The sequence below is a fragment of the Parasphingorhabdus sp. genome, from assembly GCF_048269915.1.
Taxonomy (GTDB): Bacteria; Pseudomonadota; Alphaproteobacteria; order Sphingomonadales; family Sphingomonadaceae; genus Parasphingorhabdus.
In genome coordinates this window covers 22,019-48,126 of sequence record NZ_JBLWTY010000002.1, presented here as the reverse complement: position 1 = coordinate 48,126, position 26,108 = coordinate 22,019, and the positions used below count along the sequence as shown (strand labels likewise).

At 57.5% G+C, this 26,108-nt stretch carries 22 protein-coding genes; 11 read left to right on the top strand and 11 right to left on the bottom strand.

Going from position 1 to position 26,108, the window contains the following annotated elements; genetic code table 11:
* Nucleotides 1–259 precede the first annotated feature (259 nt).
* The 4 genes from ACN0WX_RS05220 to ACN0WX_RS05205 are packed head-to-tail and all read left to right on the top strand — an operon-like array spanning nucleotide 260 to nucleotide 5,548.
* A complete protein-coding gene (locus tag ACN0WX_RS05220) occupies nucleotides 260–1,924 on the top strand; it encodes an aromatic ring-hydroxylating oxygenase subunit alpha (RefSeq protein WP_417621246.1) in 1,665 nt (554 codons plus the stop codon).
* Entirely contained in the window at nucleotides 1,921–3,411 is a 1,491-nt protein-coding gene (locus ACN0WX_RS05215; protein WP_417621245.1) for a class I adenylate-forming enzyme family protein, read from the top strand. Before ACN0WX_RS05220 ends, ACN0WX_RS05215 begins: the two co-directional genes overlap by 4 nt.
* Nucleotides 3,412–3,429: 18 nt before the next feature.
* The gene (locus ACN0WX_RS05210; RefSeq protein WP_417621244.1) at nucleotides 3,430–5,145 is read left to right on the top strand and encodes an FAD-binding protein; all 1,716 of its coding nucleotides are present in this window, start codon (nucleotides 3,430–3,432) and stop codon (nucleotides 5,143–5,145) included.
* Nucleotides 5,146–5,164: 19 nt separating this feature from the next.
* Nucleotides 5,165–5,548 (top strand): nuclear transport factor 2 family protein, encoded by a 384-nt coding sequence (locus ACN0WX_RS05205; protein ID WP_417621243.1) that lies wholly within the window; start codon nucleotides 5,165–5,167, stop codon nucleotides 5,546–5,548.
* Between the two features lie 13 nt (nucleotides 5,549–5,561).
* On the opposite strand, the gene ACN0WX_RS05200 is transcribed toward ACN0WX_RS05205, so the two are convergent.
* The 3 genes from ACN0WX_RS05200 to ACN0WX_RS05190 all read right to left on the bottom strand — a co-directional run bounded on the left by ACN0WX_RS05200 (nucleotide 5,562) and on the right by ACN0WX_RS05190 (nucleotide 9,919).
* Nucleotides 5,562–6,344 carry a hypothetical protein gene (locus tag ACN0WX_RS05200; RefSeq protein ID WP_417621242.1) on the bottom strand — a complete coding sequence of 261 codons (783 nt, stop codon included), beginning with the start codon at nucleotides 6,342–6,344 and terminating at the stop codon, nucleotides 5,562–5,564.
* Entirely contained in the window at nucleotides 6,341–7,195 is an 855-nt protein-coding gene (locus tag ACN0WX_RS05195) for an SDR family NAD(P)-dependent oxidoreductase (protein ID WP_417621241.1), read from the bottom strand. Before ACN0WX_RS05195 ends, ACN0WX_RS05200 begins: the two co-directional genes overlap by 4 nt.
* An 84-nt stretch (nucleotides 7,196–7,279) precedes the next feature.
* Nucleotides 7,280–9,919, bottom strand: coding sequence for a TonB-dependent receptor domain-containing protein (locus ACN0WX_RS05190; protein WP_417621240.1), 2,640 nt, complete (start codon nucleotides 9,917–9,919; stop codon nucleotides 7,280–7,282).
* Nucleotides 9,920–10,359: 440 nt separating this feature from the next.
* Here ACN0WX_RS05190 and ACN0WX_RS05185 point away from each other — a divergent pair, with 440 nt between their 5' ends.
* From ACN0WX_RS05185 to ACN0WX_RS05170, 4 genes are all read left to right on the top strand, one after another.
* Complete coding sequence (locus tag ACN0WX_RS05185) at nucleotides 10,360–11,217, top strand: SDR family NAD(P)-dependent oxidoreductase (RefSeq protein WP_417621239.1); 858 nt, start codon at nucleotides 10,360–10,362, stop codon at nucleotides 11,215–11,217.
* Nucleotides 11,210–12,478, top strand: coding sequence for an MFS transporter (locus ACN0WX_RS05180; protein ID WP_417621238.1), 1,269 nt, complete (start codon nucleotides 11,210–11,212; stop codon nucleotides 12,476–12,478). Before ACN0WX_RS05185 ends, ACN0WX_RS05180 begins: the two co-directional genes overlap by 8 nt.
* 106 nt (nucleotides 12,479–12,584) lie before the next feature.
* On the top strand, nucleotides 12,585–12,977 hold the full coding sequence (locus ACN0WX_RS05175; protein WP_417621237.1) for a carboxymuconolactone decarboxylase family protein: 393 nt from the start codon (nucleotides 12,585–12,587) through the stop codon (nucleotides 12,975–12,977).
* 183 nt (nucleotides 12,978–13,160) lie between these two features.
* Nucleotides 13,161–14,423: an MFS transporter gene (locus ACN0WX_RS05170; protein ID WP_417621236.1), complete on the top strand. Its 1,263-nt coding sequence runs from the start codon at nucleotides 13,161–13,163 to the stop codon at nucleotides 14,421–14,423.
* Between the two features lie 27 nt (nucleotides 14,424–14,450).
* On the opposite strand, the gene ACN0WX_RS05165 is transcribed toward ACN0WX_RS05170, so the two are convergent.
* Nucleotides 14,451–15,560 (bottom strand): Gfo/Idh/MocA family protein, encoded by a 1,110-nt coding sequence (locus tag ACN0WX_RS05165; RefSeq protein WP_417621235.1) that lies wholly within the window; start codon nucleotides 15,558–15,560, stop codon nucleotides 14,451–14,453.
* A gap of 6 nt (nucleotides 15,561–15,566) precedes the next feature.
* Nucleotides 15,567–15,797: a biotin/lipoyl-containing protein gene (locus ACN0WX_RS05160; RefSeq protein ID WP_417621234.1), complete on the bottom strand. Its 231-nt coding sequence runs from the start codon at nucleotides 15,795–15,797 to the stop codon at nucleotides 15,567–15,569.
* A gap of 353 nt (nucleotides 15,798–16,150) precedes the next feature.
* Here ACN0WX_RS05160 and ACN0WX_RS05155 point away from each other — a divergent pair, with 353 nt between their 5' ends.
* Nucleotides 16,151–17,425 (top strand): cytochrome P450, encoded by a 1,275-nt coding sequence (locus ACN0WX_RS05155; RefSeq protein ID WP_417621233.1) that lies wholly within the window; start codon nucleotides 16,151–16,153, stop codon nucleotides 17,423–17,425.
* A 169-nt stretch (nucleotides 17,426–17,594) separates the two neighbouring features.
* On the opposite strand, the gene ACN0WX_RS05150 is transcribed toward ACN0WX_RS05155, so the two are convergent.
* On the bottom strand, nucleotides 17,595–19,760 hold the full coding sequence (locus tag ACN0WX_RS05150) for a hypothetical protein (RefSeq protein ID WP_417621232.1): 2,166 nt from the start codon (nucleotides 19,758–19,760) through the stop codon (nucleotides 17,595–17,597).
* 162 nt (nucleotides 19,761–19,922) lie between these two features.
* On the opposite strand from ACN0WX_RS05150, the gene ACN0WX_RS05145 reads away from it, so the two are divergent.
* A complete protein-coding gene (locus tag ACN0WX_RS05145; protein ID WP_417621231.1) occupies nucleotides 19,923–20,057 on the top strand; it encodes a hypothetical protein in 135 nt (44 codons plus the stop codon).
* Nucleotides 20,058–20,103: 46 nt separating this feature from the next.
* Here the strand turns inward: ACN0WX_RS05145 and ACN0WX_RS05140 are convergent, their stop codons facing one another.
* From ACN0WX_RS05140 to ACN0WX_RS05130, 3 genes are read right to left on the bottom strand one after another with little or no spacing between them, the layout of a single operon-like run.
* Nucleotides 20,104–20,889 carry an SDR family oxidoreductase gene (locus tag ACN0WX_RS05140; protein ID WP_417621230.1) on the bottom strand — a complete coding sequence of 262 codons (786 nt, stop codon included), beginning with the start codon at nucleotides 20,887–20,889 and terminating at the stop codon, nucleotides 20,104–20,106.
* Between the two features lie 31 nt (nucleotides 20,890–20,920).
* A complete protein-coding gene (locus tag ACN0WX_RS05135) occupies nucleotides 20,921–21,682 on the bottom strand; it encodes an SDR family NAD(P)-dependent oxidoreductase (RefSeq protein ID WP_417621229.1) in 762 nt (253 codons plus the stop codon).
* A 1-nt stretch (nucleotide 21,683) separates the two neighbouring features.
* Complete coding sequence (locus ACN0WX_RS05130) at nucleotides 21,684–23,165, bottom strand: aldehyde dehydrogenase family protein (RefSeq protein WP_417621228.1); 1,482 nt, start codon at nucleotides 23,163–23,165, stop codon at nucleotides 21,684–21,686.
* Between the two features lie 178 nt (nucleotides 23,166–23,343).
* Between ACN0WX_RS05130 and ACN0WX_RS05125 the strand changes: the two genes are divergently transcribed.
* The gene (locus ACN0WX_RS05125) at nucleotides 23,344–24,081 is read left to right on the top strand and encodes a FadR/GntR family transcriptional regulator (protein ID WP_417621227.1); all 738 of its coding nucleotides are present in this window, start codon (nucleotides 23,344–23,346) and stop codon (nucleotides 24,079–24,081) included.
* Between the two features lie 38 nt (nucleotides 24,082–24,119).
* Here the strand turns inward: ACN0WX_RS05125 and fghA are convergent, their stop codons facing one another.
* Together fghA and ACN0WX_RS05115 are read right to left on the bottom strand one after the other, a co-directional pair.
* Nucleotides 24,120–24,947 carry an S-formylglutathione hydrolase gene (gene fghA / locus ACN0WX_RS05120; RefSeq protein WP_417621226.1) on the bottom strand — a complete coding sequence of 276 codons (828 nt, stop codon included), beginning with the start codon at nucleotides 24,945–24,947 and terminating at the stop codon, nucleotides 24,120–24,122.
* Nucleotides 24,947–26,056 (bottom strand): S-(hydroxymethyl)glutathione dehydrogenase/class III alcohol dehydrogenase, encoded by a 1,110-nt coding sequence (locus ACN0WX_RS05115; protein ID WP_417621225.1) that lies wholly within the window; start codon nucleotides 26,054–26,056, stop codon nucleotides 24,947–24,949. Before ACN0WX_RS05115 ends, fghA begins: the two co-directional genes overlap by 1 nt.
* Nucleotides 26,057–26,108: the final 52 nt, after the last annotated feature.

The following is a 26,108-nucleotide window of genomic DNA, read 5'->3' as shown; positions in this document are numbered from 1 at the left end:
TGCGGCCTTGATAGCGCCTCGATGTTGCTTAGGACAGTGAGGGGCAATGTCTATCGCGACAGCGATCAGGAACATATGGCCCACTCTCGAAATATCGGCCAAAGGACCTCATACCATCGCCGTCGCGTTCTATCTGCCGACAGGCCATAAAATGGGTTGCGTAGCATCGCTTTGGGCGCTCAAATTGCGATAAATATACGGTGGTTACGGGATGGCCGAATTTCTGTGCGCGCCGATTAAACAAATGGAGGATGACCCAATGCGTTGCGAGCCACACCCGATAAGCGGAGCCGTCTACCAGGAGGTCGAAGGCGGCAAGGTCCGTGTCGAAGACAAAGAGCGCGGCAAGTCCGGTCTGTTCCAATGGGACGGGACGTGGATTGAAGGTGATCTGACCCAGGCGGACATTCATTTCCTGCGCTTTATCGGCGGGCCGGTCATGCGACCGGAGAAGGACATTTTCTGGTCCGTCATGCCCCCGACGCCGGAACATGCCGAGCAGGCGGCTGCGAAGTTCAAAACGAATTCCGGCCGCGATGGCGGCAGCGCGGATACAAATCAAAAGCCCAAGATAATCGCGCCCTATGTACCGGACCCCGGTCAGGACACGGCCGAAGGAAAGCGCTCTGCAGCCCATGTGCCGCAGGAATATTTTGTCGAAAATGACCGCAAGATCGACCTGGTCCCCGAGGTGTACAAAAAATCATCCCCCTATCCCGGTGGCCCGAAGAAGGTCGCGGTCGGCCGCTTTCATGAACAACGCTTTCATGATCTCGAGGTCGAACATATCTGGAAAAAATGCTGGCAGATGGCCTGCCGCGCCGATGACATTCCCGAGATTGGCGATCATATTCTCTACAAGATCGCGGATCTCGAATATATCGTGACGCGGACCGGCGAAGATGAATTCAAGGCCTATGCCAATGCCTGTCCTCACCGCGGCCGCCGAATCTGCGAACGGGACGGCAAGAAAGCGGCAATGTTCCGCTGCCCCTTCCACGGCTGGAGCTGGGGTATCGATGGCAAGATGAAAGAATTGACCTGCGAATGGGATTTCCCGGACGTTCGGGAAACCGACGGGGATTTGACGGAAGCGAAGGTTGCCCACTGGGGCGGCTTCATCTTCATCAATCCGGACCCTGATTCGGAATCATTCGAAGATTATGCCGGGCCGGAAATGCTCGAGCATTACAAGAAGAACAAGCTCGAAAATCGCTACAAGATGCTCCATGTCGGCAAGGTCATAAAGGCCAACTGGAAACTGATGCAGGAAGCCTTTCTTGAAGCTTATCATTCGATCGCAACCCATCCGCAGCTGCTGTTGCAGGGCGGAGATCTCGCCGAAACGCGCTATGATGTTTTCGGCAACTGGGGTCGATTGGGGCATATCAATGCGAGCGGATCGAGCCCGCAGCGCGGCATGATCCTGCCGAAGGAACGCACGCTCGACATATTCCGCATGATGGCCGACTATAACGCTGAATATCTGCGCAGCCTGATCGGCGACGAGGTGGACGACTATTCCGATATCGAGCTGATCGAGCAGACGTTCAACAATCTGTTCCCGAATTTCAGTCCGTGGGGTGGCTGGGCCCGGATCGTCTATCGATTCCGGCCCCATGGCGACAATCCGGACGAATGCATATTGGACACAATGCTGCTCGCGCCCTGGCCCAAGGACAAGCCCAAGCCGCCTGCCGCAAAACTGCAGATGATTGATCCCGATGAGCCCTGGGTATCATGCGAGGATCTGGGAACGCTCGCGCGGATTTTTGATCAGGATACGGCCAATATCACGGAGGTCCACAAGGGGCTCAAGACCAAAAAGCCGCCCTATGTCATTTACGGTGCCTATCAGGAATCGATCATCCGTGCCTTCCATGACCGTTATGAGCAGCGCCTTGGTCTGGAAGAAGGCGAGTGAGCGAACTACCCCGGCTTTGTTCTGAACTTCTGGCCCGTCCCGGCGGGACCGAGGTCGTGGAATTCGAAGGGCAATGGTATAGTTGGCAGGATCTGCGCAAGGTCGGCGAGAAGCTGGCCGAACTGCTGGATGCCACCGGGGCTGCTCCCGATGCACCGGTCACGTTCATTCCCCGCAATCGTCCCTGGGCGATCGCGGCGCTGTTCACCCTGCTGTCGCAGGGCCGCACCATCAGAATGGTTTACGCCTTTCAATCGCCGGCCGGCATCATCCGGGACGTGGAGCGTCTGGCGTCCCCCGTTGTGATTGCGGCAGAGCAGGAATTCGCGCCTGACGTGGTCGCCGCCATGCAGGAATTCGGCTATGCCGGTATCGCGCTCGACCAACTTGTTGCGGAACCTGTTACGGGATTGGAAACGGTTAGCAAAAAAGCAGCAATCAACCCGGCCGATGATCCGCGCGTCGAAATCCTGACCAGCGGTACAACCGGCCCGCCCAAACAATTTCCGGTCGAATATACAATGATCGAAAAATTGCTGACGGGAGGCACGACCGGAAATCAGCAGACCAGCGATGCTGCAAGCCAGCCACCGATGTTGCTATATATGCCGATCGGCAATATTTCGGGTATTTATTCCACTATCCCGACCTTCCTGCGCGGCCACCGGGCCGTGCTGCACGATCGCTTCAATCTCGACAAATGGCGCGAATATATCGCCACCTACAAGCCAAAAGTCTCCGGCCTGCCACCAGCCGGTGTCCAGATGGTTCTCGACGCAGACGTACCAAAGGAAGAACTGGTCGGTCTGCTGGCCATCGGCACCGGAGCGGCGCCGCTCGACCCGTCGGTACAACGCAGGTTCGAGGATCATTACGGCATTCCGATTTTAATCTCCTACGGCGCAACCGAGTTTGGCGGCCCGGTAACTGCGACGAGCCTCAAGGATATTGAGGCATTCGGGAACACCAAGATCGGCAGTGTCGGCAAGCCGATCGGTGGCACCCGATTGCGGGTGACCGATGCGGAAACCGGTACGGAACTGCCTGTCGGCAGCGAAGGAATTCTGGAAGTCATCTCTCCGCGCATCGGTCCGGACTGGATTCGCACCTCCGATCTCGCGATGCTGGATGCCGACGGATTTCTCTATTTGCGGGGCCGCGCCGATGGTGCCATCATGCGCGGCGGCTTCAAGATTTTGCCCGAGACAATCGAACGGGCGCTGTTGCTTCACCCGGACATTTCTGCCGCCGGCGTGGTTGGTGTGAAAGACCAGAGACTGGGTGAAGTGCCAGGCGCAGCAATCCAGTTGAAGCCCGGACATGGTGCGCCCACTCCGGAAGCTATCGAAGCCCATCTGCGCGAACATGTGATGGCAACCCATATTCCGGTCCATTGGCGCTTTGTTGACGAATTGCCCAAGACGCTGTCGTTCAAGGTACACCGGCCTGCGCTATGTGAGTTGTTTGCCGATGTCGCCGCCGACTGATCCACAGGAGAATTTCGCGTGAAGCCCGACCATCAATTTCTCGACGACCTGACGCCGACATCCAACCGGGTCGAACCGGCCGATCTGGTCACCGATCCCGATGCCATATCCTGGGATGAACATTGCGATATGCTGGTAGTCGGCGTTGGCCTGGCCGGCGTCTGTGCCGCCTTGCGCGCATCGGAAGACGCCGCGCTCGACGTCATTGCGATCGACCGCGGCGAAGGCGGTGGTGCGAGCAAGCTGTCCGGCGGCGTTGTCTATATGGGCGGCGGCACCAAGGCGCAGAAAGAAGCAGGAATTGCCGATGACCCGGAAAATATGGCAAATTATCTCGGCTTTGAAACCGGGAATATTGTCAGCCCCGAAACGGTGCACCGTTTCGCTACTGCCAGCGCGAGTTTTCAGAACTGGCTGGAAACCTATGGCGCGCGATTTGGCGGCCCCGCAACCGAGGAGAAAACCTCCTACCCCAATGATGCCTCGCTTTATTATTCCGGCAACGAGCTGACCGTTCCGGGACGCGAGCGCGCGACCCCGGCTCCACGCGGTCACCGGGCCAAGCCGGAAGGCGGCGGCGAACCAACCAAATTGTCAGGCCAGTATCTCCTGCCCCCGCTGCTTCGCTCGATGCAAGCAAAGGCCAATGTTCGCTTCTTTCGCCAGACCCGCGCAACCCGGCTGATCGTCGACAACAAAGGCGCGGTGATCGGGATTGAAGTCGAGCGCATGCCATCCGGCTTCGCGGCCTGGCGCCATGCCAAGGCGATGGCGCTGGTCAACAATATCGTCGCGTCCGTGCTCGGGTTGACCAGCAAGTTGCAGGGCACGATCATCAAGCTGGAAGCGGAGAAAACACGGACGCTTCGCATCCGCGTGCGCAAGGGCGTGGTCCTTTCTGCAGGCGGCTTTACCTATAATCGCGCAATGATGGCGAAAACCGCGCCAGACTATCTAAAATCCCATCCGCTGGGCACGATCGCCGACGATGGATCAGGGATCAAGCTCGGCATGTCGGTCGGCGGCAAAACCGGATCGCTGGACAGAATTTCGGCCTGGAAGTTTCTCTATCAGCCGGAAAACTGGGTGAAAAGCTGTACGGTCGGTCCGGATGGCAAGCGCCTGGTCGGCGAGGAATATTATGGTGCACGTACCGGCGAAGCTGTTTTCTCCAAGGCCGGCGGCAAGGGCTGGATGATCATGGATCAACCGCTCCAGCAGATGGTCCAGGAAGAAATTGACGGCATGGACAAGATGCTGTTCCAGAAAATCCAGTTCCGCGCGACCCAGAAAGATTATACGGTCAGCGCGCCCACGCTCGAGGAACTGGCGGACAAGATCGGCGTTCCCGGCAACGTGATGGCAGAGACAATTACTACCTATAACCAGCATATTGCAAAAGGAGAGCCCGATCCGTTCGGGAAATCCGAAAAATATCGTCGTCCGATCGAGACCGGCCCCTATTTTGCAACCGACATCGGGGATTCGCTGAAATTATCCCCCATCCCAGCGCTCACCATGGGAGGATTGCTGGTTGACGAGGAAAGCGGCCAGGTACTCTCCAATGATGGCGGCACCGTGCCCGGTCTTTATGCAGCGGGACGGACGGCCGTCGGGATCTGTTCGCATTATTATGTCAGCGGATTGTCGCTCGGCGACTGTGTCTTTTCTGGCCTGCGGGCGGCCGAAACGATCCGGGGCAATGGCGGGACCGCGGCACTCGTCGATGCATAGCAAATCGGACAAGGAGATCATGAACAAAAACCGTGACATCGCCCGCGCCTATTTTGCTGCGATTGAGGCTGGAACACTGCCCGACGATCTTCTGGCCGATGATTTTACGGCTTGGACAACAACCCAAGGTCCCTTGTCAAAAGAGCTATATCAGGGTGCCATTCCGTTACTGGCAAAATTGACCGGCGGGTCGATCCGGTTCACGGTGGACTCGATTACCGCTGAAGCGGATCGCGTCATAGCCGAAGCACGGGCGACGGCCAGGCTGGTGGACGGTTCGGACTATGAAAATACCTATGTGTTCGTTTTCAGGATCCGCGATGGCCGTATCAGCTCGATCGCCGAACATTTCAACGCTCTGGTCGTCATCGAGAAGCTCGTTCCGCTGATCTCTCAGGCCTGAACGGAGTTCCAATTCAGCTCTTTATCCGCTGCTCTGCGGCAACCAGCACCGAGTTCTGCGCCTTGATCCGCGCGCGGGCCGCCTCTTCCTTGGCCAGGGATTGCGCATCGGGATAGGTGACTTCATCCTTGATGATCCGTTTTGATGCCACATCCCAGCAGCTGGTCATCGTCTTTCCGGTTTCGATATATGGGCAGTCAGCCAAGGGACTGGACCCGCGCCAGTTGTCCCGCGCGCTTTCGTCTTCCAGCCGCCAGATAGCGACATGGTCATGCCCCGGGGGGAATGGCATCATCTGTCCGTAATCTTCAAATCCCAGCAAGGCACCGGAGACGATTCCATCCTGCCGGAACCGGTTCGCCATATAATGATCACCATACCATTCGCGAAAGGCTGCCGCCTCACCGGGCTTGGTCTGCATCTGTTCGAACACCACACCGCAATCGGCAAATGCGCGCGGTTTCTTGTCGCGATAATGCAGCGGGAAATAGAAGAAATCGTCCAGACGCGACAGGTCGAGAGAATCCTCGACGATCATATAGGGGGTACGCGCCCGGTCCCGATGTTCCTGCGAGAACCACGCGGCATCATACACATCGTAAAGCGCCAGATATTGGGCAGGAAAAGGCTCGGCAAAATCCTGCACCTGATCTTCTGAATATCGAAATCTTTGCTGCGCAAGTCCGCCGCGCATCCGCATCGTGTCCCGCGCATGGATATTGCTGTACCAGTCGTTGAAATCGGCATCCCGGCCTTCGACGGCATTGGTCAGGACGACCAGCATGGCTTCAATCATGATTTATGCTCCAGCGGGATCGTGGGTGCGGTGAAAAATTCAAGCGGTGCGCCGTGGCGTTCCGACCAGTCACGCGGCTGTTTGCCGTCAAGATCGCATAGGCCGTATTGTTTGCCGAGGCGCGCTCCGATCAGGGCCTTTCCAGAATAGGATTTGCGCTCGGGGTCCGCGAGCAATGCAGCGATGACCAGTCCGGAAAATTCCGGTGTTTCGAATTCCGGGAGCATCGCTTTCAATTCCGGGCTCTTATGCTCTTCCGGCAGCGCCTTGATCATGTCCGACAGGATATAGCCGGGCCACAGCGAAATCACGCTGACATCGGTATCGGCAAAATCGATCGCCATATCGTGTACCATCTTGTCGGTACCGGCCTTGGCCGCACCATAAGCAGGACCATGAAAATAGCTCGCTGCACCGTAGAAAGAAATATTGACCATCAACGACGCACCGGTCCTGATCATCAAGGGAGCCGCATAAAAACTGGCAACATAATTGGATCGCAGGCCGACATCGATCATGTCGACCAGTTTCAGCCCCTTTTCCCAGAACGGACCCGGCGCGGCCAGTTCCTGAGCATGCACGGCGGCGGCGTTGTTGACCAGAAGATCGAGCCGGCCAGCTTCATTTGATATGCGGTCGAATAGCGCCTTCACCTGCCCATCATCACGGTGATCGCAAGGGACGCCGATACCCTTCCCACCTGCATCCGTCACTTCTTGGGCGGCGGCGGCAAGCGCTGTTTCGTCCCGGCCGGAGAGATAGACAGTCATGCCTTTTGATCCCAGAGCCCGTGCGATACCACGTCCCAAACCCCTGGTTGCTCCGGTTACAAGTGCTATTTTTTCTATCAATTCCAGTTCCTCGAAATAGAGAAGCCCGGCCAGAGCAGGAGAACTCTGACCGGGCTTCTCTGCACGTTTAACAAATTTTCAAACTCAGAATTTTTTGCTTGCGCTCAGCTTGAAGACGCGTCCCAATGTAAATCCACTGTAATTCAGATTACGCTGTTGACGGAACACCGGCGGATCGGTGTCGAACAGATTGTCCACATTCACCCGCAGCGTCAGACCGTCAGCAATACCCGATCCTTCCGGAAATTCATATCCGAGGTAAAGGTCGGTCACTGTAAAGCTGTCAACTGTTGTCTGGTTCACAGCGGTGTTCGTATCGAATCCGCCCGTGTGCTTCACCGTCACCCTGCCAGTGAAACCTCCAGTGCTCAGACCGATATTACCCGCAACATTAAAGTCCGGCACGTCGAATTCCAGTTGATCGACCGTATTGCCGCTGTTGGTAATATCAAAAGACAACTGCTTGTTGCCGGACACCCCAAAGCTGACCTCGCCGAACCCTGTTTCAATCTGATAGTTGGCAAAGAAATCGAGCCCCTTCAGACGCGCCTGACTAAGATTAGCGACGCGACGGTCGATAATGACGCCGACGTCTGCGGCGTTAATACCAGCAAATTGCGCGCCGTTTTCCGCAACCGCCAGGAATGCGTCAAACTCGGCCTGGGTTGGGTTGAAGATAAACTTTTCGGGATTCAGTAATACGACCGACGCAAGTTGCGGATTGACTGCTTCCAGAAGATTGGAAAAATCAATGTCATAATAGTTTGCACCGAATTTCAGATTGTCGACCGGTTCAAAATCAAACCCGAGTGACCACGATTCAGCAGTCTGAGGCTTCAAGGCTCCGCCCGAACCCTCGACCAGCAAAACGTCGTCATTCGGTCCCGTCAACTCACCGTTGGGGTCGGGTACGCCGGCCGCAGCATTGGCGATAAACCGGGCATTTGCCGTCCGAACGCTATCCAGAGCGGTTGGCGCATTGAAGGACTCACCCCAGTGACCATAGATTCTCAGCCTCTCAAAGGGTGTGAAATTAAACCCGATATTTGGATTGAACGTATCGCCGAAATCGCTGTAGTCATCATATCGACCCGATATTGACAGATCCAGCATGGAGAACACCGGTATCGACAGTTCGCCAAACACTGATTTTACATTGCGCGATGCATGCCTGAACGGCTGGTTTGCAATTCCACCTATTGTGAAAGAGCCTTCCCGCAATTTGGCGCGGTCCCGGTTATATTCGACACCGACAGCCGCCTTTACCGTGCCGCCCGGCAGTTCGAACAATCCGCCGTCGACAATTGTCCGGACCAGGAACAGATCCTGCACGGATTCGCCAGCAGTCTCGAAATTGAGTATGTCGGTAACGACGGCGGTGCTGGCAGCAGCCACATTGGCTGGATCAAGTGCACCGGCATTGACATAGTCGGTCAATTTGGCCCGATCAGAACCCGGGAGTACTCTGCTTGATTGTGACTCTCCAAAATAAGCGGTAGTCTTTATTTGCCACCCACCACCGGCGTCGAAGGTGAATTCTGGCGTAATGCCGTAAACCTGCAAATCTTGAGTCTGCTTGCGATCAACATAGGCAGGATGCACACCATAGGAGAAGCCGACAGAGGCTACGTCATATGTGTCGCCAAACGCCCCGGGAATCATCAGAGCGTTGGGACTGGCGCCCGCGATGGTATCGCCCAGCGGATAATTGGAGAAACGAACCGATGATTCGCCATAATTGGCTTTGACTTCAAATGTGAGATTGTCCGACAATTCCTGCGTCAATCCGAACAGGACGCTGTGGCGGGACAGTTTTGGCAATAACGCACTTTCTCCGTCAATGTCACAGGGGCTGCCCACTGGCGTCCGCTTTACGCCCAGAGCTGCTGCTGCAGGATTGCTCGTCCAGCCGGCGCCAAAATTGGCCCAGGTGACAATCTCGCCCACGGGCACAAGGCACTCTGTGCCCGAAGGGGTCAGAACGGTACCATCGGCATTCCAGTTTCCGCGTGCGCCATAGCTTCTGTCTTTGTTCAAAATCTCGTCGCGTTGATATGTCGAGTAAGAGAAAAATGCTCCTCCACGCTCCCAGCTGGTACCGGCTGTAATTCCGGCGTTCCAGGCGCTATAATCATCTCCAAAGTCGTAACCGCCATCAACCTGAACACCATCAAAGCTCTTTCTCGTGATAAAGTTGATCACGCCGCCAACAGCGTCGGCACCGTAAAGAGAAGAGCCACCATCGGTGATAACTTCCAGCCGCTCGATCGCGCCAGGCGGGATGAAATCGGGATCGAACGACGCCTGGCTGACACCCATTGGGGTCATGCGATGACCGTCGACCAGAAGCAGCGTCGTCGCCCCGGTTGCCGCATTCACCCCCGGCAAATTGCGAAGATTCGGACGAGAAACTTCCTGCCTGTCTGCGGACCGCGGATCGCCATCAAATCTGTTGTTAAAAGTACCGATCTGAGGGATTTCGCCAAGCAATTCATTGGTTGTCGAAGCACCGCTTTCAATAATCGCGGTTTCATCCAAAGCAATCGTCTGTGAACCCGTGGCTTCAACGCCACGGATCAAAGTGCCGGTAACAACGATAGTATTGGAATCATATGTTGCGGCATCATCATCTTGATCCTGAGCATAGACAATACCCGGGCAAGCGACGAGCGCCGTTACCGCGGACGCCAGACACAGAGCAGTTTTTTTCGATTTGAATTTCATTTTTATCCTCCCTCTTCTTTTTCACGCCATTCCCTGAAACGGCGGTGGCTAGATCCAGTTTGTATCTTGAACCCATTATTCTTCTTTGGTCATCTGGCGGCTTCGACCTTTGCAGCCTTCCGCAACCGATAAATATACGACCTAGAATAGAGAGGGTTCTATGTGAGAAAGAAACTGCGGGATCAATTACCAGCGCTGAAGGTGTTCCACATATCGCGTGGGTGATGCCCGCTTGCGGATAACGGGGAACGAAACTTCCGCTCCAATGATGTAGGCCGATTTTCCGCGGGATTGCGCCGCTACACGGCTATAGACAGAACCGATCATGATTTCGGATTCTCGGGATTCCGCAAGAATCGGCACAGCGCCTCCCGTTGCTCTGCCGTATCATCGAACCTACAGATACGCGAAATTATTGCGGATCAGAGCGGAGAAGGACGGTGAACAAAACATTTCGAGGCAAGCATGCTCTCATTATCGGAGCGGGTCAGAATATCGGAAGGCGGATCGCACAGGAATGGGCCAGGCGCGGCGCGCGCGTTGCGGTTGCCGACATTGGAAAGGACGCTGCAGAAGAGACCGCTGAAACATTGCGCACCATGGGTGCCGAGAGCATCGCCTTGCACTGCGACGTCCTTGATGAGGATTCGGTCCTTGCGACAATTGACGGGGCGGAAAGCGCATTTGGTCCGCTTGATATCCACATGAACAATGCCGGGATATTATCCGGCGGCAATCCGGAAGACATCCCGCTGGGCGCGTGGCAACAGATGTTTGACGTCAACCTGTTCGGCATGGTGCGCGCGAATAATGTCATCGTTCCGCGCATGATCGAGCGCGGCGGTGGCCATATCGTGAATACGGCCAGTTTCGCCGGCCTATATCCGTTCGCTGCAAGCCGGGTCCATTATGCAGCATCGAAAGCCGCCGTGCTTTCCATGTCGGAGAATCTGGCGCTCTATCTCATGCAGTTCGGAATCAAGGTCAGTTGCCTGTGCCCCGGGCCCGTCATGACAAGCTCGACCCAGGGCATGAAGCATTTTTCCGAAGACTATGTGATGCGCGCGCCGGGCAGCCATCTGTTTGTCAAAACGCAACAGGAAACCGCCACAGTCCTTTCCGATGGCATGGAACAAGGCCGGATCGTCATCCCGACTCATGATGAGCTGTGGGCGACGCTGGAAGAAGTGGCGAAAGACCCGGATGGCTTTATCAAAAAGAAACACGAGGAGTTTCTCGCTGGCGACCCGGGCAAGCCTGGCATCACCCAGGACGTGATCGATTCAATCAATGAGTAGGTCCCGAACGAACCCTGTCGGCCGAAATGAATGGCAGCAATATTGGACACTGGTCCTTGCCGCCGGGATAGGCTTTTCCTTTCAATCCTTCATGAGCCCGGCCACTGGCCTGTTCATGGGGCCCTTGCAGGACGAATTTGGCTGGAGCCGGACTTTGCTGTCATCCGGATCCGCAATCGGGGCGGCCATTTCCTTGCTTCTCTCGCCGTTTTTCGGCGTGTTGATTGATCGCTACGGATCCAGAAAACTTGCCATTCTCGGCCTGTCCGCCACATCGCTGTCGATCGCCGCTTTCGCCACGATGAGCGGGGCCTCATATCAGTGGCTTGGTCTCTGGTTTCTTTTTGGTCTCGCGTCGATGACCGTTCACGCCACCACCTGGACGACAGCGGTTGCCAGCGTGTTCAAGGCCAACAGAGGGCTCGCCCTGGGCATGACCCTGGCCGGCTCTGCCCTCGCGGCGGCGATTGTTGCCCCGCTGACCAACTTTCTGATCGACGGATTTGGCTGGCGCGCGGCTTATGTCTGGCTGGGACTGGGCTGGGGAGGCTTTGCCCTGGTTCTGACGATCCTGTTCCTGTATGATGCCCATGACGAGCGCCGCAAGGCGGCGATCGCAGCCAATGTGGAGCTGTCAGCGGCGCCGGAGCTTCCCGGCCTGACGATCCCCCAGGCATGGCGGGACCCCTCGCTCTGGCGGGTCGCCCTCGCGACGCTGCTAACCCTTACCATTACCATCGGCATCACCGTCCACCAGGTACCGATCATTGTCGGCACCGGCCTGTCGCGCACCAATGCGGCCTGGCTGGCCAGCCTGGCGGGCATTGCCGGGATTGTCGGCAAGCTTGTGACCGGCACATTGATCGACCGTTTCCATGTCCGCTGGGTGGGAGGACTTACCCTGGCATCAACAGCCATCGCCTATCCCATGCTCATGGAACCCGTCAGCGCAACCGAACTGGTTATTTTGGCGGTCATCATCAACGGCTATGCAGCGGGCACGAAATTGCAGCTCTGCGGATATCTGACGGCCCGCTATGCTGGCATGAAAAATTACGGAGCCATTTTCGGTTTCATGTCGAGTCTCATCGCATTGGCGGCTGGACTGGGGCCGATATTGGCAGGAATGGCGTTCGACAATACCGGTGGTTACGGGCCGTTCCTCATTGGCGGGACAATAATTTCCCTCATCAGCGGCATGCTGATCTTCAGTCTCGGGAAATATCCGGTGTTCGAAGAAGCCGAGGAGGCAATCGAGTGAATGATTGGCCGGAGCCACCAATATCCATGCTTGCGGCACGGAAATTTTCCGGTGGCCAAGCTGACCGACGCGACAGTATTTTCAAAAATCACACGAAGGACAGATTATGAGCAAACAGCGCGATAAAGGCTTGGAGATTTTCGAAGAAATCTACGGAGAAGCCGCAGCAACCGGTGCACGGCAGCATCTGGAGACCGACGATTTTGGCGTAGAGCAGGCAAAATGGGCGATCGACTTTGCCTTTGGGACAATATGGTCCCGCGATGGACTGCAGCGTAAAATGCGCAGCGCTGCTGTCCTGGGAATGCTGATTGCGCTCCGCCAAACCGAAGAAATCAAGTATCACACCAAAATGGGTATCGCGAACGGACTCACCAAACAGGAGATTGAGGAGATTCTGTACACGGCTGTTCCCTATTGCGGACTCCCCGCCTCCAATGTTGCCAAGGCAGCGATGAAAGAAGCTTTCGAGGAGCTTGGCGAGACCGGTAAGGATTGAGAGGTCCATGGCCGGATGGAAAGATTATCGAACGAACAGCCATTGATCACGGGCTGCACGCCCCGTTTTTCGGAATATTGCCCGGCATCGCCGGGGCGGATAAATCTGCCTGACGATTCCTTTGCTGCCAAATGATGTATCGCAAGATATTGATCTGGAAAAATTTCTGTGACGACTGGGAGAATGTCAGCAATGAATAGCGACGGCAAAAAGCAGATATTCGATCGGCAAGAATGGCGCTGCTATGGTGGCAACCTTGCGCCAGCACTATTGGGCATGACGCTGGTAGCCGTGCATGCTTATGCACTGGGCGTGATGATCGAACCGCTGGAGCAGGAATTTGGCTGGTCGCGTGCAGAAATATCCGCCGGGCCGCTGGTTACCTCCATGGTTGCCCTGCTGCTGGCCGTCTTCGGCGGAAGGGCCGTCGACCATTTTGGACCGCGCAAGGTTGCGCTGATCGGCGTCCCGTTTTACGGCGCCGCTCTCGCCCTGATTTCGACCGCCGGACCGAGCCTTGTTTCATGGCTGGCGCTATATGCATTGCTGGCAGTGGCACTGATCTGCATTTACCCAAGCGTATGGACGGCAGCGGTCGCCCAACGGTTCGAAAAGAACCGCGGGCTGGCCCTGGCGGTGACCCTGTCGGGGACCGGCATCGCTTCAGCGGTCGTGCCCTATCTCGGCGCCACGCTGATCGAGGCTTATGGCTGGCGCGGTGCCTATATCGGCATGGGCGGTCTTTCTTTCATCATCGTTTTCCCCCTGGTTTTTTTCCTGTTTGCCAGGGACACCCCCCCCGAACGGCCTGCTGACCAGAAACTGGCAAAGGTTCGGCCTGCGGGCATGACAAGAGAATTGCTGTCTCCCAAATTCATCCGGCTGGCGATCGGCGGCGTGATTTATTCGCTCGGCGCGACGGGTCTCGGGATCAACGCTGTTCCGGTGCTGATGGAGGAAGGTTTCACCCTGATCGCTGCGGCAGAGGTAGCTGGCCTTATCGGGATCGGCACGATCATTGGCCGCATTGTCGGCGGCTTGTTGCTCGACCGGATTGACGGGCGCTTCGTTGCCATGGGGTGTGCCGTCGGTGCGCTCTCTGCAGCAATGATTTTCCTGGCGACCGACCAGTCGACACTGGCCGCATCCATTGCCTGCCTGATGCTCGGACTGACCGCCGGGGCAGAATATGATGCTTGCGCCTATCTCACCACGCGCCATTTTTCGCCGCGTCATTTCGCAGCCCTGTTCGGATTGCTGGGGGGTATGTTCGGTTTCACATCCGGCATTGCGCCATTCATCGCCAACACGCTCTATGAAATATTCGGCAATTACGATGCGATCCTGTGGGCGATCATCCCGATGTTCGCCGTCTCCAGCGTGATGTTCCTGTCGCTGGGTCGTTACCCCGATACGCTTGAGGAATCCGAACTCCAGCCAGCGTAATCGGACGGCATTTAGACGACACTTGATTTAGACGACGCTTGCAACCTCGACCCAGCGGCGCTCCGCGCTTGACAGGCGCGCTGCTTCGAGCACGCGCTCCACCTCGAGCGCGAGCGCGAAATCGGGCCGCGCAGGACCGCGCCCTTCGATGGTATCGACCAGAGATTGCATGGTGAGCGCCATGGGAAAAGCCGGCGCCGGGTTGCTGACCGGTTCCATCGCGATCCTCGGATCCTCCGCGAAGTCGAGTGGCACCGGCACCAGCCCCGCAACATCACGGCTGTCCGCAGCGCCCGCGTACAGCGTGCAATCCGCCAAAGTCGGAAAGCTCGGCGCACGGGCACGCAGCCGCCCGTCGGTCCCGAACAGGTCGATGGTCCAGCCTTCCTGCGCGGGCATGTTCCAGCTCGTCTGAAACGACAACGTGACACCCGAGGCAAACCGCACGATCAGGTTGGCGAAATCATTATTGTGAGCCCGCATGCGATCGCCGTCGGCGAATTCCCATTCGGGCAACATCAACTGGTCGTCGGCCACCAATTCCTTCACCGGGCCGAGAAACTCGCACAGCACATAGAGCAGATGGCTGCCGAAATTGCGCAGGCTGGAGACCCCCGAGCCTTCCTCGGCGAACCAATTATAGGGAAAATTCTTGTCCGGACGGTTGAACAGCGACATGTTGAAGTGACAACTCCCGCCCAGCATCCGCCCGAGGAACCCCGCGTCGATCATTTGCTTCATCTGCTGATGCGCAGGCAGATAACGGGAAAAAGCATCGACAGCGGTATGGCTGGCACTGCGGTCCCACGCGGCGTCGATGGCCTTGGCCCCTGCCCAGTCCGGCGCGTGCGGGCAGCTGTTGTAGATATGCTTGCCGTGTCGTAGCGCCTCAATCACCATCGGCAGGCGGATCGCCGGGCGGGTGCCCAGATCAACAATATCGATATCGGGATCGCGGCACATGGCCAGCGCATCCCAGAATGGTCGTTCGATACCATGGCGTGCAGCGGCGGCTCGTGCCGTTTCCTCGCGCGAGGTGCAGATCGCGGTCACTTCTATACCGTCGATTGCGCGCCATGCCGGCAGATGCGCGAATGCGCCCCAAGCCGCCGAGACAATCCCTACACGAAGGGTCATAAATACCTACTCGATATATCCGATCACTTCACCAACCGGAATGGTTTCACCCACCGGAGCCACAATCTTGAGCGTACCGGAAGCTGGCGCCTCGACTTCGTTGGTCGACTTGTCCGCTTCCAGAAGGAACAGCAAATCGCCTTCCTTCACTTCCCCGCCATCGGCTATCAGCCATTCAGCCACCTGACCTTCGGTCATCGAGAAGCCCAATTTGGGGAGCAAAATTTCGGTCGCCATGACTCAATCCTTATAGAATGCAATATTGTTCCCCCTGCCTATCCAAAGCGGAGTTGAGAGCAAAGTCTTATCAATATCCGCTCTCATCTATCGTCGCTGCGATAAGCAGCCGAAAGGCAACTGCTTGGTCAACTCGCTCGTAGGCCCGCCCCGTCCGTCGGTGCCCGACCGGCCCGACAATATCGGTTCCTACAATCCGGTTCGACTTGCCGAGGCCAGCCTGTCCTGGCGAGGAGGACAATAGGACAATAGAACGCCGTGGCGATGCATCAGCCCTCCGGTGGGGCGATATCTTTCTTCTTGGTCCGCATCAGCCTAGGCTCGACCGATGCGGGCCTAGACGGGGAATCACTATGACCGAGTTGACAAAGCGCGACTATTTTGCGGATTTCGACATTCTGCGCGATCCCTATCCCTATTTTGAAGCAATCCATACCGAAGATGGCGTTTTTCATGATGAGGAGCGTGACATCTATTTCGTCACCGGCTTTGATCCCGTTGTGCAATCCCTGCTCGATAGTGACCGCCTTTCCTCGGGCATTGCCGTATTCGGCGCCAAGGACATTCCCAAATTTGGGCAAGATGGTGCCGACGTTCGCACCGAACTCGCCGAGTTTCGCAAACAGCATCCGATGTTCGATCTGCTCGTCAACTATGACGGCCAGGAGCATAGCAATGTCCGCTCGCTGCTCAGCCGTTTGTTCACGCCATCGCGGATCAAGTCGAATGAAGAATATATGGCCCGGCTTGCCGACGAGATGGTCGCGGAAGCGGTGAGCGAGGGCAAGGCCGAGATGGTGAAGGGCATAGCCGCCCCCTATGTTACACTGGTCATTGCCGATCTGCTCGGCGTACCGGCGGATGATCGCGAAAAATTTCGCGAAGTCATCGACAAGGGGCCACCAGCCGGGAACATGACGGAAAATGACGAACGCTCGGCAGATGCGACACTGATATATCTCGGCGGGTTTTTCATGCGCTATATTACCGAACGCAAGGCGCAGGACATGGGGGACGTGATGAGCGAACTCGCTCACGCCAGTTTTCCCGATGGAACTACACCCGACATATTGGAGGTCGTCAAAGCCTCCATGTTCCTGTTTGCCGCAGGTCAGGATACAAGCGCAAAACTGGTTGCAAATTCAGTCCGCTATCTGGCGGAAAACCCCGCGATGCAGGACCATCTGCGCGATAATCCTTCGGACCTGGTGCCGTTTATCGAGGAAATGTTGCGGCTGGAGGGTTCGACCAAGGCTACGTTCCGCCTGGCTCTTGACGATGTAAAAGTGGGCGACACGATTATTCCGGCCGGGAAACCAATGGTCATCACTCTGGCGGCGGCCAATCGCGATCCGGCAAAATGGGAGCAACCGGCAGAGTTCCGCCTGGACCGCAAGAAGGGTAATCAGCATGTTTCCTTCGGACGGGGTCGCCATACCTGCATCGGCGCGGCGCTTGCCCGTGCCGAGGTAAAGTTTCTGCTCGAAACCCTGCTCCGTGAAACGACTGCCATCGTGCTGGACGAAACGATCCATGGCGATCCGCAGGACCGACAGCTGACCTATGAACCCAGCTATATCATCCGCGGACTGGAAGAGCTTCATGTCCGGATTGAAGGCAAGCGGTAGAATACTCAGCCCGGGCGATGCTGATAGCCAGCGACTTCAGGCGATGTACCAATCATCGAGCGTAATAGCTGCTAATTGTCAGTGAATATGATGGCGCTTTCCGAAGCCACAGAACCGCCGTTGGTCCGGTGCCAAGCGCTATCCTGCTCCGATCGTATCTGGACGTGGCCTATTCGCTGACCACCACCCGGACGCGGTCGAGATTGGTCAATTCGGCATAGGGGCTGCCCTGCGCCTCGACCGGCTGCGAAGTCCCTTGCAGACCGACGAAATAGGTGCCGGGTTGATCAAATATATAAGTGGTCGAAACCGATAGAATCTTGTTTCCGGCATCGAGACTGTCGACGGGCGTGTAGCTCCCGTTGCCCTCGAAATCCCAACCCGCGAAGCTGATCGTCCCGCCACCGGCCGGCGCGGCAATACGCCCTTCCAATCTTACCGGTTCGCCAATTTTGACGTCGGCCCGCTCGCTTCCGTTGACGGTCAGTGAAACAATCGGCTGGAGACCATGACGTTCGGCAGCATTTTCGGGGACAATGACTTGGCCTTCCTCGATCCGGTAGCTTGTATTTTCGGGGGGTAGTGTCCCGTCCTCGACCCAGGCGGCCAGCACCCGCAAAGCCTGCTGCAACTCGCCCTGATAGGAAACCAGCCGGTTCTGATCGCCGCTTGGTGGCTCGTCGCCATGCGCTGCGTGATCGGTGTAATAGAGCCGGACGTCGCTGGCCGCCGCCTCGGCCCGTTTGCGATACCAGTCGGCCTGCCACGGCATCGCTTCACGATCCCAGAGCGAGGCGACGAGAATCGCCTTGCCGTCATATTCTCCCGTGAGTTGGCTCCCCGCAGTGGACTGAACGAAAAGCGGACCGACCAGAAACGGCCGCTGCGGGTAAAGCGGTTGGCCTTTCGCGTCGCGATAATGATCCCAGACGGGAAAATCCGGTCCCGGCACCTGATGGCGGTGATAGCTTTCCATCGCGAGAAAATTGGAATTGTCGACCTTCACCGCATCGCCCACCCGCAATTGCGCGACCTGCTCCGGGTTCACAACGCCGAACATGACCACATCGCCAATGATCCGGCTCAAAAACAGCCGCTGACCTTTGCTGTTGCCGCTCTCCGGGACAAGCTCACCGCCAAGAAAATATTTATCGGGTGGTGCCTTGGCAAGGCGCAGGCCGACAATGCGCGAACCGTCTACGCCCGGTGGAAGGATGAACGCGGTATCGACGCCGCCCCGATTGGCTTCGCTGAAAGGATTGGCATCAAGGCCAAGCCGTGCTGCCTCTGCCGCTGTTATCAGATCAACGATCTGGCTTTCATGCTGTATCCGGTCGTCATCAAACAGGTCTGGCTGATCGTGGCCCAGATAGCCGGGCTTGGTCCAGAAATCGGTGAAATAAGTCGGGTCGGCCATGGATACCCCGCCATAGAGCGCAGCAAAGCCGTGCAATCCCATGGTACGATAGCCAAACCAGGATTTCATCGGGAAACCCATCTTGTCTGCTTCGCGCAACACCGAGGCTTCATATTCGGTCAGGCCGGCATAGGGATCGCCGCTGCCGCCCGGCTCGAGCGCATCGACAATTTGCGGAAACTTGTCGCGTAACACCCTGAGTGCCTGCATCCGCACGGTAAACATGTTCGGGATCGCCATCGTCGAGCCGTTGACATAGGGGACGCCACCGTCCCAAACGCCTGTGGTGCTTTCCAGCCCGCCTATTGTTCGAAAGGCGCCGCCGGAACCGCCGTAAATATAGCCAAAGGGTCGTTCATCAACATCATAAAATTGCTGCGCGAGATGACGCGACAACTGGGCGGCCGCCGCATTGGCGCGATAAGCCGTGATCATCGGATCCGAAAGCGCCTGTGAACCCTTGGTCAGATCAATCACGCCACCGCCGTTTGTTTCAACAAAATAGGCACCGCTGGCGACCGAAAAGCCAATTTTGTTATATTTGCCCGCTGGCAGTTTCTGTGCCAGCGTCTCGCTGTCCGGCACGGGCGTGACATGCTGAAAAAAACGCCCTTCATATTGATCGACCGGCGGGAAATAGTAAGAAAAGCGCGTATCCGTGCCTTCGAAACCGCCATGGATATAGAAATGCCGGACGGGTCCATCCCGCCATTCCTGAACATCAATATAGGGTTTTGCAAACAGCTCGTCGGTGGTCTGGAACGTCGCTGCGTTTATCGTGGGCGTAACAGCCTGCTCGGTAATGGGTGCAATCGGCGCAATATGTCCTGCACTCTGGCATCCCGCCAGCACGCATGCCGTTGCTGCAAGTCCGATCAACGCTGTCGAGGGAAGTTTTTTTACAGACCGGATCATCATGGTGCCTCGCGATTGGGTTTAACGAACAAGCATGTGCCAGCAATCCTTTGGTACAGGGCAGCAGCCGGCATAGGGAAAAGCTAACACAGTCGACAATTGTTGCGAACTCCAAAGCATCGGATCGGGGCCACAGGAGCACCGGTATCGCCCCGACGAAACTCCATGCCGGTTGAGTGCATCGCCCAGGACTGGATGGAAATGGTGCACAGCATCCTGCGCAGCAGTGATCAGGGGCTAATCAGCAGCCTTGATGTGCGGCATCTTGCGCTGCACGGCGCATGTCTGATTCCCGCCTGATCGTTGGCCCGCCCCCTCGCCAGACCCCGGGCCCGACCTTGCCCGATCAGGGCCGCATGACCCAGCCACCATCGACGTGCAGAGTTTGGCCGGTAATCCATTCGCCAGCCGGTGAACAGAGCAGCAGCAGAGCGCCGACCAGTTCGTCCGGCTCGCCTCTTGCCTTGGTGGCACAGGCGGTCTCGAGAAACTTGATGAACGGAGAATCGTCGGGCACCAGCAGTTTTCCGGCATCCGAGGTAACATTGCCCGGCGCAATGGCATTGCAGGTGATGTTTTCCTTGCCGAATTGCTTCGCGAGTGTGGTCGTAAGCCCGACGAGTGCCAGTTTGGAAATACCATAGAGGCCAGTAGCCGGGAAAGCGCCTCCGCTGGTCTGGTTCACGATCCTGCCGCCACCACGGCTCCGCATGGATGGAAGGCATGCACGCGCGCACAGCAGCGCACCATTCAGATTGACCGCAAAGGCCTTGTTCCAGGCGTCCATGGCAACGGTTTCGCAATTGTCGTAACTGATGTCGACCATGAGAGCGGCATTGTTGACAAGAATGTCGATGCCGCCGAACGCCGCTTTGGCCTGTTCCGCCATCGCCAGCGTCGAGTCTTCGTCAGACACATCGACCTGGACCGCGATGGCCTTGCCGCCCGCAGCATTTATTTCGTCGGCTACCGCCTGCGCCCCTTCGCCGTTGAGGTCAGCGACCACGACACTGGCACCGACATTGGCGAGGCCCAGGGCATAGGAACGCCCGATTGAATTGCCGCGTCCTCCCGCACCCGTGACGATTGCCACTTTTCCATCCAGACGGAACTGATTGAGATCGAAAGTCATATAATTTGATCCTTGCTTGGGAAGCCGTTGCTCAGCCGGCGGTAATGCCAGCGTCGATATTGATACATGCGCCGTGATAGCCACGCCCCGCGTCGCTAGCGAGCAGGCAGATCATGTCGGCGACATCATCGACTTCGACCTGACCGCGCAGGCCGGAGAAGCGCTTGATCAGGTCGACATCACAGCCTTCAGGCGGCTGGAAGTTCACCGCGATATTCGTCAACATACCGCCCGGAGCCACCGCGTTGATACGGATCGGTTGCTTGACATATTCCATTGCCATCGCCTTGGTCAGGTTCACCAGTCCCGCTTTGCTCGCACAATAAGCCGCAGCATAGGCTTCGCCAATGAAGGCGGCGGACGAGGCGCAGTTTACGATCGCGCCATTGGTTTCCAGCAAGTGCGGGATCGCCGCCTGCGACAGAAACCAGGGAGCGGACAGATTGACCGCCATGGTCTGGTGCCAGAGCGCGATTGGCATTTCCGGCGAATTTGCAAGATAGATGATTCCGGCAATATTGCAGAGAGCGTCAAGCCGTCCGAAATGGTCGACGGTTGCCGTGACGGCATCCCGGCAGGCGTCCGGGTCTGCCAGATCGACCGCGTGAACCAGCGGTTCCGTTGCTGCCTCTGCGATCAACGCTGCGGTTTCAGCCAGGCTCTCGGCATTGACATCGACCAGACAGAGTTTCGCCCCGGCCAGCGCCAGCTTTTGCGCCGTGGCCCGGCCAAGACCGGACGCTGCTCCAGTGACTAGGGCCACCTTGCCGGTCATATCTGTTTCGATCGCCATATCAGCTACCGGCGTCCGCAAGGTTCATCCAGATATTCTTCGGTTGCAGAAATTCCTGCAATCCCTCGACCCCGCCCAGACGGCCATGCCCGCTCCGCTTGAAACCGCCGAACGGGCAATTGGGCTGCATTGCTTCGCCCGAGCCGTTGACGTGGATCATCCCCGCCTCCAGCTGACCGGTCACATGGTGCGCTCGCCGCAGATTTTGCGTATGAACATAGGCGCCGAGCCCGTAATCGGTGGCATTCGCAAGCGCGATCGCTTCGTCTTCCGTGTCAAAGGGCGTGACCACCAGTACCGGACCAAACACCTCATTTTGTGCAATTTCGCTGTCGTTGGCGATATCCGCGAGCACCGTAACGGGGAGATAATAGCCGTCGCCGTGGTCACCGCCGAGACGCTCGCCACCGCAAACCAGTCGCCCGCCCTGGTCCACGCCCCTTTCGACCATCCCGACGATACGCTGCAGGGCGGTTTCGGAGATAACCGGCCCCATGGTGGTCGCCGGATCATAGGGGTCCCCGACGTTGATATGGCCGGCCATTGAGGTCAGCATTTGCAAATAGGGCTCATAAATGCTGCGCTGGACGAGCAGACGCGTTCCGTTGACGCAGCCCTGTCCATTGGCGCTTACAGCGCCCGTCAGTCCCTTTTGCGCAGCCAGTTGCAAGTCCGCATCTTCAAAGATGATGACCGCTGACTTGCCGCCCAGCTCCAGACCCACGGGCTTGAGGGACGGGGCTGCATTGGTCAGTATCTTGCTCGCGGTGGCACCCGAACCGATGAACTCGATCTTGTCGATGCCGGGATGCGTGACCATCGCCTCGCCGACATCCGCTCCACCGGTTACGAGATTGACGACGCCTTCCGGAAAACCGGCCTCAAGCATCAGTTCCACCAGCATCATTGCGCTATAGGGCGCCAGGTCCGGTGATTTCAGCACGACGCAATTTCCGGCGGCAAGTGCTGGTGCGAGGACCATGGTCGCCGCAAATAGCGGACCATTCCAGGGGATGATAATCCCGATCGTGCCATAGGGTTCGTAGGAAACATAATCATGGGCCGGCGCGCCCCACATCGGAATGGTCCGACCGTGGATCTTGTCGGCCCAGCCGCCAAAATAGCGAAACTTCTGCGCTGCGTCGTGGCCGATATAGGGAGCGACCATCGCCAAGGACCCGTTTTCGGCGATGAGCGACGGCCCGAACTCGCCGGCTTTGGCTTCCAGCAGTGCGGCGAGCTTGAAGAACAGGTTGCGCCGCTTGTCACCCGGCATCGACCGCCAGGCCGGAAAGGCCACCCGGGCCGCTTCCGCAGCTCGATCGACGTCGGCCGGACCCGCCATGCGAATCTCGCGCGTCACAGAGCCCGTGCCGGGATAAATGTGGCAAGCGGCTTGACCGCTGCCGCCCTCTTCTCGGCTGCCACCAATGATAACGGGGTAGCGGGGCAGCGTTTCAACTATGGGCTCGGTAAAGGGCATCGCTGTCTAATCCTCTCTTCTGGTGGGCAATTGACCGCGCGCTCTATCGACTCGTGCCAAATGACCGGAAACGAAAATAATAAGCTATGTATTTTGATGTCAAGCTTGTGTACCCTCCATTTTCATTGATTAAATGACTATTATATGCATATAATTGTGCTTTAGAGGAGATTGCCGGATGGCCGATGCGACCCGGAAAAAGCGGATATCCACCAGTGGATCATCGACGCGACCAGATCGGCCCAGCCTTGTCGACAGCGTGATAGAACGGCTGCGCCTTATGATTTTCGATCATGCGCCCGAGCAACGCATCGGATCGCTGTCGGGTCTGGCCAGCCAGCTTGGCGTCGGCATTGTAACAATACAGCAAGCGGCGCGCGTGCTGGAAAACGAGGGCCTGCTTGCTGCCCGCCGGGGCCCGAATGGCGGCTATTACGGCAAGCGGCCAACGGCCGAGGTGCTGGAACGAACGCTGGCGGCCTATATGCGGGGGGAGCCTTCGACATGGAAGGAAGCGCTCGACATGACTTCGCTGCTCTTCACCGAACTGGCGGCGGCGGCGGCGGATTGTCGCGATGCCTTGCTGCTCGATGCGCTCACCCGGTTTCTGGACCCGGTCGAACAGTGTCCGGATGAGGAATCAATGGCTGCCATCGAGCAGCAGTTCCAGAATCTGCTGTTCAAAATGGTCAACCGCCCGCTCTTCGAACTGCTGACGCGCGTGACGCTCAATATCTCGGTCAATCAGTCGGAACATTCTGTCTACCGGGGCCTGATTGGCCTGGAATTATGGAAGTCGGGCCGGCAGAGGATTATCCATGCCATACTCGAAGGTGACGGAGAACTGGCTCGCTTCGAAGCGGATCGCAACAACCGCCGCGCCATCATTCGGCAGATATCTGCACCGACCGAATGAGGGCGCGCTCCCGGGTCGGAGAGGATTTACCCTGCCCGTCAAAGCCGTTCGGCATGCCAGCGCAGATGGTCGGCCATGAACGTCGAGATAAAATAATAGCTGTGGTCATAGCCCTCGCGCAAATTCAGCTGCAGCGGGATATCGGCCAGCGCACAGGCTTCAACCAGCAATTGCGGCTTCAGTTGTTCGTCGAGAAAATTGTCCGCCGTCCCCTGGTCGACCAGGATATCGGCGACCCGCGCGCCGCCCTCGATCAGGGCGCAGGCATCATATTCCCGCCATGCCGCTTGATCGCTGCCGAGATAGCCGCCGAGCGCCTTTTCGCCCCACGGGCAGTGGAGCGGTGAAACAATTGGCGCGAATGCGGAGACGCTTTGATACCGGTCCGGATTGCGCAGCGCGATCGTGAGGGCGCCGTGGCCGCCCATGCTATGGCCGAATATTCCCTGCCGCCCCATATCGACCGGAAATTCCTGGGCGATCAGGGTCGGCAGTTCTTTTTCGATATAGCTGCGCATCCGGAAATGCTCCGACCATGGCGCTTGCGTGGCATCGACGTAAAAGCCGGCGCCCTGACCCATGTCATAGGCTTCGTCGTCGGGCACCTGCTCGCCGCGCGGCGATGTATCGGGTGCGACGATGATCAGGCCCAGCTCGCTCGCCGCCTTGCGATATTCACCCTTTTCCATGACATTCGCGTGGGTACAGGTCAGGCCGGACAGAAACCAGACAACCGGCAGCTTCGCGCCCTCCTCATGATCAGGAACATAGACCGCAAAGGTCATATCGGTTCCGGTCTCGGCGGACGCATGGGAATAGACCCCCTGCGTCCCGGCAAAACTTCTATTTGTGGAGACGGTTTCCATTAAAAGACCACGACGCTGCGGATGCTTTCGCCGGCGTGCATCAGATCGAAGCCCTTGTTAATCTCTTCCAGCGACAGCGTGTGGGTGATCATCGGGTCAATTTCGATCTTGCCGTTGACATACCAGTCGACGATTTTCGGGACATCGGTCCGGCCACGCGCGCCGCCAAAGGCCGTGCCTTTCCAGACGCGTCCGGTGACCAGCTGGAACGGCCGGGTCGAAATTTCCTTGCCGGCCTCGGCGACACCGATGATGATGCTTTCGCCCCAGCCGCGGTGGCAGGCCTCCAGTGCCTGGCGCATGACATCGGTATTGCCGGTGCAATCAAAAGTATAATCTGCGCCGCCATCGGTCAGCGCCACCAGATGCTCGACGATATCGCCGGAAATCTTGTTCGGATTGACGAAATGGGTCATGCCGAATTTCTTGCCCCATTCTTCACGGTCATCGTTGATGTCGACACCGATGATCTTGTCCGCGCCAACCATGCGCGCGCCCTGCAGAACGTTCAGGCCGATGCCGCCGAGACCGAAGACGATGACATTCGCACCCGGCTCCACTTTTGCCGTGTTGGTCACCGCGCCGACGCCAGTGGTGACACCGCAACCGATATAGCAGCTGGTGTTGAACGGCGCGTCGGTGCGGATTTTGGCGACCGCAATTTCCGGCACAACGATGAAGTTCGAGAAGGTCGAGCAGCCCATATAATGATAGATGGTCTCGCCCTTGTAGGACATCCGGCTGGTGCCGTCGGGCATCAGACCCTGTCCCTGAGTCGATCGGATGGCGGTACACAGGTTGGTCTTGCCGGACAGGCAGCTTTTGCACTGGCGGCATTCCGGCGTGTAGAGCGGAATGACATGATCGTCGGGCGCCACCGAGGTAACACCCGCGCCCACTTCGCGCACGATCCCGGCACCTTCATGACCGAGAACGCTGGGAAATTTTCCTTCGCTATCCAGCCCGTCCAGCGTGTAGGCGTCAGTGTGGCAAATGCCCGTCGCCATGATCTCGACCAGCACTTCCCCGGCCTTCGGGCCTTCCAGATCCAGTTCGACTATCTCAAGTGGCTTTTTGGCTTCAAATGCAACGGCTGCGCGGGTCTTCATAATGGGGGTGTTCCTCTATTGAGTAATTTGCGGCCTTGTAAGCCAAACTGAT

Excerpts from the sequence above, each read along its gene's own strand:
- ACN0WX_RS05220 (WP_417621246.1), top strand. The coding sequence starts at position 260 with ATGCGTTGCGAGCCACACCCGATAAGCGGAGCCGTCTACCAGGAGGTC.
- ACN0WX_RS05205 (WP_417621243.1), top strand. The coding sequence starts at position 5,165 with ATGAACAAAAACCGTGACATCGCCCGCGCCTATTTTGCTGCGATTGAG.
- ACN0WX_RS05200 (WP_417621242.1), bottom strand. The coding sequence starts at position 6,344 with ATGATTGAAGCCATGCTGGTCGTCCTGACCAATGCCGTCGAAGGCCGG.
- ACN0WX_RS05190 (WP_417621240.1), bottom strand. The coding sequence starts at position 9,919 with ATGAAATTCAAATCGAAAAAAACTGCTCTGTGTCTGGCGTCCGCGGTA.
- ACN0WX_RS05180 (WP_417621238.1), top strand. The coding sequence starts at position 11,210 with ATGAGTAGGTCCCGAACGAACCCTGTCGGCCGAAATGAATGGCAGCAA.
- ACN0WX_RS05175 (WP_417621237.1), top strand. The coding sequence starts at position 12,585 with ATGAGCAAACAGCGCGATAAAGGCTTGGAGATTTTCGAAGAAATCTAC.
- ACN0WX_RS05170 (WP_417621236.1), top strand. The coding sequence starts at position 13,161 with ATGTCAGCAATGAATAGCGACGGCAAAAAGCAGATATTCGATCGGCAA.
- ACN0WX_RS05165 (WP_417621235.1), bottom strand. The coding sequence starts at position 15,560 with ATGACCCTTCGTGTAGGGATTGTCTCGGCGGCTTGGGGCGCATTCGCG.
- ACN0WX_RS05160 (WP_417621234.1), bottom strand. The coding sequence starts at position 15,797 with ATGGCGACCGAAATTTTGCTCCCCAAATTGGGCTTCTCGATGACCGAA.
- ACN0WX_RS05155 (WP_417621233.1), top strand. The coding sequence starts at position 16,151 with ATGACCGAGTTGACAAAGCGCGACTATTTTGCGGATTTCGACATTCTG.
- ACN0WX_RS05150 (WP_417621232.1), bottom strand. The coding sequence starts at position 19,760 with ATGATGATCCGGTCTGTAAAAAAACTTCCCTCGACAGCGTTGATCGGA.
- ACN0WX_RS05145 (WP_417621231.1), top strand. The coding sequence starts at position 19,923 with ATGCCGGTTGAGTGCATCGCCCAGGACTGGATGGAAATGGTGCACAGC.
- ACN0WX_RS05140 (WP_417621230.1), bottom strand. The coding sequence starts at position 20,889 with ATGACTTTCGATCTCAATCAGTTCCGTCTGGATGGAAAAGTGGCAATC.
- ACN0WX_RS05135 (WP_417621229.1), bottom strand. The coding sequence starts at position 21,682 with ATGGCGATCGAAACAGATATGACCGGCAAGGTGGCCCTAGTCACTGGA.
- ACN0WX_RS05130 (WP_417621228.1), bottom strand. The coding sequence starts at position 23,165 with ATGCCCTTTACCGAGCCCATAGTTGAAACGCTGCCCCGCTACCCCGTT.
- ACN0WX_RS05125 (WP_417621227.1), top strand. The coding sequence starts at position 23,344 with ATGGCCGATGCGACCCGGAAAAAGCGGATATCCACCAGTGGATCATCG.
- fghA (WP_417621226.1), bottom strand. The coding sequence starts at position 24,947 with ATGGAAACCGTCTCCACAAATAGAAGTTTTGCCGGGACGCAGGGGGTC.
- ACN0WX_RS05115 (WP_417621225.1), bottom strand. The coding sequence starts at position 26,056 with ATGAAGACCCGCGCAGCCGTTGCATTTGAAGCCAAAAAGCCACTTGAG.